General features: G+C 62.0%; 5 protein-coding genes and 2 pseudogenes (1 of these 7 cut by a window edge). 4 read left to right on the forward strand and 3 right to left on the reverse strand.

Going from position 1 to position 9,424, the window contains the following annotated elements; translation table 11 throughout:
- Nucleotides 1-106: 106 nt before the first annotated feature.
- Nucleotides 107-334 (forward strand): annotated as a pseudogene (locus tag BRC58_03835) (TldD/PmbA family protein).
- Nucleotides 335-339: 5 nt separating this feature from the next.
- Here BRC58_03835 and BRC58_03840 read toward each other — a convergent pair.
- A complete protein-coding gene (locus tag BRC58_03840; GenBank protein ID PSP18273.1) occupies nucleotides 340-852 on the reverse strand; it encodes a hypothetical protein in 513 nt (170 codons plus the stop codon).
- Nucleotides 853-1,255: 403 nt separating this feature from the next.
- On the opposite strand from BRC58_03840, the gene BRC58_03845 reads away from it, so the two are divergent.
- Complete coding sequence (locus BRC58_03845; protein PSP18274.1) at nucleotides 1,256-1,561, forward strand: hypothetical protein; 306 nt, start codon at nucleotides 1,256-1,258, stop codon at nucleotides 1,559-1,561.
- Nucleotides 1,562-1,586: 25 nt separating this feature from the next.
- Here BRC58_03845 and BRC58_03850 read toward each other — a convergent pair whose 3' ends face one another.
- A complete protein-coding gene (locus BRC58_03850) occupies nucleotides 1,587-4,973 on the reverse strand; it encodes a hypothetical protein (GenBank protein ID PSP18275.1) in 3,387 nt (1,128 codons plus the stop codon).
- 1,043 nt (nucleotides 4,974-6,016) lie between these two features.
- On the opposite strand from BRC58_03850, the gene BRC58_03855 reads away from it, so the two are divergent.
- Nucleotides 6,017-7,573: a rhomboid family intramembrane serine protease gene (locus BRC58_03855; GenBank protein PSP18276.1), complete on the forward strand. Its 1,557-nt coding sequence runs from the start codon at nucleotides 6,017-6,019 to the stop codon at nucleotides 7,571-7,573.
- Between the two features lie 65 nt (nucleotides 7,574-7,638).
- On the forward strand, nucleotides 7,639-8,874 hold the full coding sequence (locus BRC58_03860; GenBank protein PSP18277.1) for an LL-diaminopimelate aminotransferase: 1,236 nt from the start codon (nucleotides 7,639-7,641) through the stop codon (nucleotides 8,872-8,874).
- Nucleotides 8,875-8,881: 7 nt separating this feature from the next.
- Here BRC58_03860 and BRC58_03865 read toward each other — a convergent pair.
- A pseudogene (locus tag BRC58_03865) lies at nucleotides 8,882-9,424 on the reverse strand (hypothetical protein); it runs 1,165 nt beyond the window's last position.

Below are 9,424 nucleotides of genomic sequence, written 5' to 3' on the forward strand. Positions count from 1 at the left end.
TTGTAGCGGTAGCTCAGGACCAACACTGATAAAAGCCTAGCTACTCTTATTAAAATAGCACAGTTAGCCGCCCTAAAGGGCGGGGCTTGTATCCCCGCTCGTTTTGGTCACCCCCCGCACGCTGGAGGTGACCGGCATGACCCGCGACGGCACCTTTTGGATTGAGGGCGGGCGCATTGCCTATCCCATCCAGAACTTGCGCTTCAACCAGCGCCTGCCCGAAATGTTGGGCGAGGTTGATGCCTTGGGCTATCCCCAGCGCTTTGGCGGCACGGTGGTCCCGGCCGCGCGCGTCCGCCGCTTCCACTTCAGCAGCGTGACGGACAGTATTTGAGCGCGCTAGGGGCGGGCGTCGAGCGGCATGGCATCTAGGCACAGGGTCCTAGCCCGCTCGCTGGGCCAAACGCTAGCCCCAATGGGCACGAAGTAGCGCTTCCGGGCGTCATCCAGCTCGATTTCGTAGCTAAAGGTTAGCCCCACCCCTTCCAGATCTTTGACCGGATCGACCACGCGACCCAACTGGTCCGGATCGCAACCCAGAGCGGGCGTGGCAAAGGCAAACCGCTCCTGCGGAAAAATGACGCTGCCGTCCAGCTCGTAGCAATAAACCACCGCATCCACCACTGGCGGGTGGTACTCGCCGCACTCCTGACAGTCACCACCAGGTTGGTTGATAAAGCCCACAATCAGGCCGTGCAGTCGTTCGGGGTAGTCGTTAGGAATGTCGTTGGAGGGGGCGGCCGAGAGATCGCCTTCCAGTAGGGCGTCGTAGCTGGCCAAATCGGCGGCGCGGTGGAATTTCAGCAGCTCGCCATAGAGGCGATCTTGCTTTTGCTTGCGGATCTGCTCCATGCTCGCCAGCTCCTACAGCCTTGCCCGTGGGGGCTAAGTGTCGCTCGGGTCTTATCGCTATTGTGGCACTGATGGTGCCCTGGGCAACGCATCCGGAGGTGAGGGATCCGTGTCCGCCTGGCAAGATCCCAACCCACCGCTCGATCCCGAGGCCAGCTACCCCTGCCCGGTATGCGGGCGCGGCCAGCTCGCCGCCCTACCGCTAATGGCAGCAACCTTTAGCTGTGATCGCTGCCATCACCTGTTCGCCGCCGATTGCCAGGACCGCACGCTAACCTTGGCCGACGCGCCTCATACCAATTTGAGCAGCAGATGCACGCTTACTAAAGAACATAACTCCCATATTGAGGGAGTTTCGAGGGTCAAAATCTAGTGCACAAGCCACGAGAATTGGTATCAGGCCTTGCAGTGGTACTGGAGCGGTCACCGCTGGCGCGGGCGGCAGTACCGCTCGCAGGCGTTGGGGTGGGACTACCTCCTGGTGGGCGCCATCCTAATTGCGGTACCGCCTACCTTGATTGGCGGCGCTGGCTATCTATTTCCGCCCGCTTCAGGCGGGCCGTTGGCCTGGCTGCCTGGGGTGTGGAGCGCCCTGGCGCTGGTGGCGCATTCGCTGCTGGTGGGCTGCCTGCTGCTGGCGTACTATCAGATCCCTGTGCTCATGCGGGCCCGCGCGCTCATTGACAGCGCCGGGTCCCGCTCGCGCTGAGCGCGTTGGGGAATGCCAAGGGGCGCTAGAACCGCCGCCTGTACGCCAGCTCGTTGAAGCGCAAGTGGAATGCTGTCCCTCCGGCACGCTCGAGCGAGAGCGAGGCATCCAGCTGCTCGGTAAAGGTGCCCACCAACTGCATGCCCAGCGAGTCGGTCTGGTGAATGTCAAGGTCGGGCGGTAGGCCCACGCCATTGTCGGCAACCACAAGCGCAATCTGGCCGTTGCCATCTTGGCTCAGTTGCAGCTCGATGCGACCCGAGCGCCCCGGTGGAAACGCGTGCTTGAAGGCGTTCAACAGCAGCTCGTTAACCAGCAGCCCGCAGGGGTGAGCCGTCTCAATGTTGGTGAGCACCATCTCGGTCTGGCAGTGCAGCGCCACTCGCTCTGGGCTTAGGCTGTAGGCCTCGTATAAGCTCTCGGCCAGCGTTTGCAGGTACTCGCCCAACTCCACTTGGGCCAGGTTCTGGGAGCGGTAGAGCTTTTCGTGAATTAGGGCCATGGCATCAATGCGATGCTGGCTGTCCGCCAGGGTCCGGTGGAGCTCGGGGCTGTTGCTCGCCTCAGCTTGAAAGTCCAATAGGCTCGAGACCACCAATAAGTTGTTTTTAATGCGGTGGTGGATCTCGCGCAGTAGCGTTTCTTTTTCTTGCAGCGAGGCCTTAATGCGATCCTCGGCTTGCTGGCGTTGCTGCTCGGCCTGGCGGTTCTCGATCAGCCGTCCTAGGCTTTGGGCCATGAGCTCGATCAGCTCGCGCTCGTAATCCCGGAACGGCTGCGCGCGGGGGGAAGTGTCGGAGAAGTTGAGCGAGCCGTAGACCGCACCGTTGACAAGAATGGGCGTGCCCAGATAAGCGGCAATGCTCAGATCGCGGTACATGGGATAGCAGGACCAATCGGGATCCGCGCCTGCGTTGTGGAGTGCTAGCGTCTCGCACTGGCGCACGACACGCGCGCAAAAGAGCCCATCGAGCTCGAGAACGGTCCCCGGCTCCAGGGGCATGCCCTCAGCGTTAATGGCATCGATCTCGCAGCGATTGCCATCAGCGCGACCGATGATGCCAGCCGAGAGGCCTAGTAGCTGCCGTCCGGTTTGCAGGTAATCGTCGATAAGCGCCTCAAAACTGTCGTAGCGGGTGGTGTTGAGGCGGTGCAGTTGCTTGAGGCTGTTGCTGTACGCCTGCAGGCTCTGCGATTGCACTCGCAGTTGCTGCTCGGCCTGCTGGCGGGCGGTGACATCGACGCCAGAAGCAATGATGTACTCCAGCTGTCCCGAGGCATTGCAAATGGGGTTGAAGTAGGCATCAAAGGTGACAAACTCGCTCTCCCCAATGCGGACGGTGAGGCTTTGTTGGCTTGCCTCGCCGCGCCGGCAGCTCGCGATCGCCTCGCGCAGCTGAGCCTGCACCTGCGGCGAGTGCGAAACGCCGTAGGTGCAATCGAGGCGCTGGCCGATGACCTCCTCGCGGCACAGCCCTGCCGGGGCCAAGGTAACGGCGTTGACGTCTAGGTAGTAGCCCTCGGCATCCAGCACGCCCACCCGAGCCGAGATGCTATCGAGCACGTTGCGCAAGTACTGCCGGCTGCGGCGCAGCTCGGCTTCGATTGATTTGCGATCGCTAATGTCGCGAAAGCACCAGATGCGACCGTAATGCTCGCCCTGCGAGGAGACAACCGGCTGCGAGTAACGCTCCAAGGTGCGCCCGTCGCGCAGCTGGATTTCCTCGACGTTCTTGGCTTGGGGATCTTGGTAGAGCTTTTCTACCCACTCAATGAACGCCTGCGGCTGCACGAGTTGCGAGCGGACGTAGTCTAGTAGCTGCTGATCGTCGCGGGTTTGAGCGATTGATTGTGGAATCTGCCACAGATCCAGAAAACGCTGGTTGTAGCTGCTAACGTTGCGGTTACCATCGACCAGCAAGATGCCTTCAATCGTTGCTTCCTGCTGCGCTTGGAGCACCGCGTTTTGGCGCTGAAGCTGGGCGTTGGCCTGGTGCAAGGAGTCGGTGCGCTCGGCAACGCGGGTTTCTAGGGTTTGATTGAGCGCTTGCAGGTCAGCTTCGGCTCGCTTGCGCTCGGTAATATCGCGTCCTTTGACAACGACGAACTCGAGTTGCCCGCCTTCATCGCAAACCGAACGCAGCGACACATCGAGGACTCTCTCCTGTCCCGTCGCATCAGTCACCTCGCATTCGTTGCGGACTACCCCGCCAGCTGCAGCGCGTACAAAATACGCTTGGAGCTGCTGCTGCAGCCGCTCGCTTGGTTCCCAGTTGAAAACCTCCCAAAACGGGTGCCCGATTGCGGTCGCTCGCGAGCGACCGATTGTATTCTGGGCCGCTTCGTTGAGCTCGAGCACCTTTCCGTCTGGTGCCAGTAATGTGATGAGTTGAGAGGTTTGCTGAAACAGCGTGCGAAAGCGACGCTCGCGCTCGCGTAAACTCACATTCGATGGCTCGCTGCCATGCGCTTGCTGCTGCAGAGCTTGCTTCTGCTTCTCTAAATTGGCCACTTGGCGTTGCAGGGCCGAGACCATTCCCTGCAGCGTGCTGGCATCGAGCGCGCTTAGCAAGCCAGTTTGGGTGACAACGCCGCACAACTCGCCGCGATCGCCTGTAACGGCGAGCTGCTGCACCTGCTGTTGCCGCATCTGCTTGCGGGCCGTCCAGAGGGTATCTTGCCGGTTTAGCGGCGCCGGCATCTGCTCGATGAGGCGTCCAACCGGCGTCACTGCGGGGTCGAGGCCTAATAGTTGGCAGTCAATGGGGACTTGCGCGGTTGCAATGCCAACTGCTCCTGGCTGCCCCTCACTTGCTTTGTTGGAGGCCGCGATCGCGATGTAATGGCTTTCCTGAGCTTCCAGTTGGGCAGCAACCTCGCGCACGGAGCAACTTGGCGGGACGCAAGCAACATCCGCTTGCAAAGCGGACTCAACCGAGCGATTGGTAAGCGCGTCAAATAACTGCAGCTGCTGCATTAGGGCCTCTAGCGTGACAGCGCCAACAATGCCCCCTTTGGCATCGACAATCGGCAAATGGCGAATCTGGTGGGCTTGCAGTAGCGATAGGGCGGCAAACGCATCCTGGCCTTGTGCCCAAGCAAGCGCGACCGGATTGGGCGTCATGACCTCGCCTAAGGTGGCCGCGCTTAAATCGCGGCCGGCTGCCACTAGGGGCAGCAGATCGCGGCTGGTGACAATGCCGCACAGGCGATTGCCGTCGCTGACCAGCACATAGCTCCCTTGTTCCGCCGCATAGGGCAGGGTCGAGGCTGTCTCGCCCTCAACCAGTTGGCAAGTGCGCCAAGCGGTAGCACCAAGCTGCTCCCCAACCGAGCTCAGCAGCGTATCGGCAGGCGCTTTGGGCGGCGATCGCGCCATCACCTCAGCGAGAGTGGGAGCGGTAGCAGGCATTGCCACGGTTATGCTGGCATCCTTGATGCCACTAGTTTGACAGGGAACTTAGAGTGTAGCCGTCCTGGGTGATACCAATTTGAGCAGCAGATGCACGCTTACTAAAGAACATGACTCCCATATTGAGGGAGTTTCGAGGGTCAAAATCTAGTGCACAAGCTACGAGAATTGGTATGAGACTAAGCTGAACCCAGCGCACGTTTTTTTGTGTCACTAATATGATAGCTAAGTCTTCTTAGTAATAGGGGTATTGCTTCCTGAATTGAGAGATTCGCGTGCTTTGAAGCGACTGCTGACAAGGAGGCTGCCCGATCCGATTAGTTACCCAATCGGGCTGTTTCATCGGATTTGAGTGGTCGGCATTCGACACAAGAGAAAGCACTTTGGTCAAAGTTGAGCTGGATTGACCTTGACAAGCCTACTGGCAGCGCCCAGCTTCTCCCTGAAGAATTCCAATTTTTAATGTCTGCTTGATGGCCGATCTCCCATTCAAACTTGGGAACTTTCAAAACTTTTTAGCGCTGCAAGCGAAGCTGTCCCATTACCTGTTTCAATTAAGACCTCATAGTCAAAGCTTTTGGCTCAACACCAAAGCGACTATTGACAGCTCTGGCCCTGGTTGAGAGTACGCCCTCTGGGAAGCAGTGCAGGAGCGACCGAGCTTAGAGCGCCTAACAGAACTTCTGTAGGTGGTTGAACAGGATGAGCGCGCAGCCCAGCTCGAGGAAGGCTTGGTGAATGTCAGCACGCCGCTCATCCAGAGTTCGTTGGGTACGAGCGGTTTGGCCATGGCATAGACCGGAGCTCTCCCTCCTCATCCCTACCAGTTTTGTTAGCACTCTTATTGGGAGATATCACATCAGTTTGCGGGGGCGTTGCTCCCAAGCGACACGCCCCTAGCCCCTTGCGAGAATGCATTAGCCGGTGCCGGTCGCCGTAGAATTGGGGACGGGCAAACGCGCCGCTAGATGGCGGTTCTCGGCCCATCTGCCAGTTGCGAGGCGCGATCACGGCTCCCCATGGCAAGCCCAAGGTGCTAGTGCATGGATGCCAATGCGCTGCTGGCTTGGATTGTTAGCATTTCTTGCCTTGCCCTGATCGGGCGCGCGGCGATCGCGGGCTCCCAGGCTGGCTGGGTAGGGACCGGCGCAGCCATTTTGGGCCTCATGGCTGGATTGGCCCGCTGGCAGCCCGAGCTGGTGGGCTGGGTGGGCAGCGGCTTGTGGGTCGCGTTTGTCCTGCTGCCGACCTTGGGCGCGCGCTGGCTCAATCGCCTAATGAACCAGGAGCGCTGGCAGGCTGCGCGCCGGCTGGCGGCCGGACTGCGCTGGCTCCATCCGGGCGATGGCTGGTGGCAGCGGCCGCAACTCATGCGTGCCCTGGAAGCGGGCCAGCAAGGCTACTTCGAGCGGGCATTCGCGCTGCTGCAGCAGTACCGCGCGCGCAGCGGCCGCACGGCCCACGGCGCCCAAGCCATCCTCTACCGCATGGGGGCGCGTTGGGAGACGCTTTTGCGCTGGTTGCAGCAGTTTCCGCAGCAGGGCTGGTGGCAGGATCCGGTCCTAGCCGGCCACTACTTGCGCGCCCTGGGGGAGCTGGGCGATTTGAACGGCTTGGTTTGGGGGCTGCATCGCTACGAACGCCAATTCGGCGCGCTCAAGGCCATGCGCGATCCCGTCCGGGCCTTGGCGCTGGCGTTGTGCGCCCGCCCGCAGGCGCTGCAGCGCGCGTTGGCCGACATGCCCCATGCCCCCCACAGCCGAGCGTTTTGGCACGCCACGGCTGCCCTGGCCGCTGGCGATCGCCAGCGGGGACAACAGCAGCTTCAGGCACTGCAATCGGACAGTGCCCCTCCGCTAGCCAACGCCATCGCCTGGCGCTTGGCGCATCCGCCCGCCAACCCGCAACAAACGCTCGATGCCGAATCGTGGCGGTTGCTGGACCAAATCGAGTGCCAGCTGTACGAAGAAGCACGCTACGGCAAAGCTCTAATGCTGACCCTGGGGCGCGCCGGTGCTACCTACGCCACCATTGGGCTCAACGTCGCGGTCTTTGCGCTCGAGAGCGCCCTGGGCGGCAGCACGAACGCGGCCAACTTGGAGCGCTTGGGGGCGCTGCAGCCGGCAGCGGTCTGGTGGGGCGGTGAGTGGTGGCGCCTGCTCGCGGCCAACTTTCTGCACTTTGGCCCCCTTCACCTGGCCGCCAACATGCTGGGCCTCTACCTGCTGGGCCCTTACGTCGAGCGTACCCTGGGCGCCCTCCGCTACTGCCTGGCCTACCTCGCGAGCGGGGTGGGCGCCATGGGGCTGTACTGTGTCCTGGCGCTGCAGCTGGGATCCCCCGAGCAGGTGTTGGTGGGGGCTTCCTCGGCCATCATGGGGCTGCTGGGCGTGACGGGCACCATCCTGCTCTGGGGCTGGTGCCGGGAGCGATCGCGGATTGCCGCGCAGCGCTTGCAGTGGGTGGTGGCGATCGTGGCGGTTCAGGCCAGCTTCGATCTCAGCGTTGCCAACGTCAGCTTTATGGGGCACGCACTGGGCTTGGCCGTAGGCAGCGTTGCGGGTAGCTTGCTGCTGGCTGGCGGCCCGTTTCGCCGCTAGCCCGGGTTCCCCCAGTTTGGGCAAGGCAGTAAGCTGGTTGCCGATAGTGCTATTGGCAAGCCGGCATGGTCAAAATCAACGACAACTTTCTCAAGCTCCAGGCGGGCTATCTGTTCCCCGAGATCTCGCACCGCGTCAAGGCGTTCAGCGAGGCCAATCCCGACGCCGATATCATCAAGTTGGGCATTGGCGATGTCACCGAGCCGCTGCCGCAAGCCTGCTGCCAGGCCATGAAACGGGCCGTGGATGAGATGGGCGATCGCGCCACGTTTCGCGGCTACGGCCCGGAGCAGGGCTACGCCTGGCTGCGCGAGGCCATTGCCGAGCACGAGTACGCGGCCCGCGGTTGCAGCGTCGACCCCGGCGAGATTTTTATCTCGGACGGCACCAAGTGCGACACGGGCAACATCCTCGACATTCTGGGCGATGACAATACTATTGCCGTCACCGATCCGGTCTATCCGGTCTATGTGGATACCAACGTCATGGCCGGCCACACCGGCGAGGCCAACGAGCGTGGTGAGTACCGGGGGTTGGTCTATCGGCCCATGAGTGAGGCCAATGACTTTGCGCCGCCGCTGCCCGAGGGCCCGGTTGATGTCATCTATTTATGCTTTCCCAACAATCCCACCGGCGCTGTCGCCACCCGGACCACCCTGAAGCAGTGGGTCGATTACGCGCGCAACCACAACGCCCTGATCCTGTTCGATGCCGCTTACGAAGCCTTCATCCGCGATCCCGAGATTCCGCACTCCATCTACGAAATTGAGGGGGCGCGCGAGTGCGCGATCGAGTTTCGCTCGTTTTCCAAAAAAGCCGGATTCACCGGCACGCGCTGCGCTTTTACCGTCATCCCGCGCGGGCTGAGCGGCCAAGCGGCCGATGGCTCTGCCGTCGAGCTCTGGCCGCTCTGGAACCGCCGCCAGGCTACCAAGTTCAACGGCGTTGCCTACGCCGTACAGCGGGCGGCCGAGGCCGTTTACTCGGACCAGGGCCAGCAGGAAGTCCGGGCGCTGATCGATTTTTATTTGGAAAACGCCCGCATCGTGCGCGAGCAGCTAGCGGCGGCCGGCTTGCAGGTCTATGGCGGGATCAATGCCCCTTACGTTTGGGTGCGCGGTTCCGAAGGCACATCGAGCTGGGACTTGTTCGACAAGCTGCTGCAAAACGCCCACGTGGTAGGGACGCCCGGTTCCGGCTTTGGAGCAGCCGGGGAAGGCTACTTCCGCATCTCGGCCTTCAACAGCCGCGAGAACATTACCGAAGCCATGCGGCGCGTCACTGACAACTTGAAACTGTAGTCCCTGGTTAAGCCTGCGCCAGCTCGCGCTCAAAACGCTGCTGCAGCTGCGTGGCGCTCAGCTCTTGGCACCAGTAGGCCAGCAGCGCGCTCCCGAATGCCGGGATCTGGTGCTCGGGCGCGCTGCCATCGGCGCGCAGGAGCGGCCAGAGCGCGCGCAAGTCAAAATGGGACGCGTCGCCTTGCGCCGGGCCCAGCAGCGCGAACAGATCGTAGGCCAGGTGCAGCTTGGCAGCGAAGGCCGGCACGCCCTCGTTGGGGATGCACTCGGCCAACAAGGGGGCAAGCTGGGGGGAGTAGGCCGTCAGCTGGGCCAGCAGCCGCCAAACCGGCGTTTTGATGGTGACCGCTTCTGGTGAATCGGTGGCTGGCGGCGCGCTGTAGCGCGCGATCGCGCGCTCGGCAGCGGCTGCGCGAGCTTGGTGATCGCGCAGGAAGCAAGCCAGGTGCATTTGCCGGGCCGGCGCGAGCGCATCTACTAGGGCAGCGGCTAGGGCATCGAGCCCCCAAGCGGGATGGCCCGAGTCGCCGCCGGCATGGGCAATGGGTAA

The sequence above is a fragment of the Cyanobacteria bacterium QS_8_64_29 genome, from assembly GCA_003022125.1.
Lineage (GTDB): Bacteria > Cyanobacteriota > Cyanobacteriia > Cyanobacteriales > Rubidibacteraceae > QS-8-64-29.

Bases quoted from the DNA above. Each gene is read 5' to 3' on its own strand.
- BRC58_03840 (PSP18273.1), bottom strand. From the start codon at position 852: ATGGAGCAGATCCGCAAGCAAAAGCAAGATCGCCTCTATGGCGAGCTG.
- BRC58_03850 (PSP18275.1), bottom strand. From the start codon at position 4,973: ATGCCTGCTACCGCTCCCACTCTCGCTGAGGTGATGGCGCGATCGCCG.
- BRC58_03855 (PSP18276.1), top strand. From the start codon at position 6,017: ATGGATGCCAATGCGCTGCTGGCTTGGATTGTTAGCATTTCTTGCCTT.
- BRC58_03860 (PSP18277.1), top strand. From the start codon at position 7,639: ATGGTCAAAATCAACGACAACTTTCTCAAGCTCCAGGCGGGCTATCTG.